This is a genomic window from Mesorhizobium sp. M2E.F.Ca.ET.209.01.1.1 (assembly GCF_004010375.2).
Taxonomy (GTDB): domain Bacteria; phylum Pseudomonadota; class Alphaproteobacteria; order Rhizobiales; family Rhizobiaceae; genus Mesorhizobium.
Window position 1 is genome coordinate 1 of the sequence record NZ_SADP02001148.1, and the last position, 292, is coordinate 292.

Sequence of the window (292 nt, forward strand, 5' to 3'; positions counted from 1 at the left end):
GCTGGTCGCGGCAATCCTTGCCTCGGCGCTCGGCTTTATCGACGGTTCGATCCTGGCGATCGCGATTCCGGCGCTGCGCGTCGATCTCGGCGCCAGCCTTGCCGAGGCGCAGTGGATCTCCAATGCCTATGCGCTGACGCTCTCGGCGCTGATCCTCGCCGGCGGTGCTGCAGGCGACCGGTTCGGGCTCCGCCGTGCTTTCGTGGCCGGCATTGCGCTGTTCGTCGCGGCCTCGCTTGCCTGTGCGGTGGCGCCGAACGCTGTCGTGCTGCTCGCTTTTCGCGCTCTCCAG

At 68.5% G+C, this 292-nt stretch carries 1 protein-coding gene; it reads left to right on the plus strand.

From position 1 onward, the window contains the following. Position 1 precedes the first annotated feature (1 nt). Positions 2-292: MFS transporter (locus tag EN852_RS39490; RefSeq protein WP_246694592.1), on the plus strand; the 291-nt coding region annotated here is incomplete at its 3' end.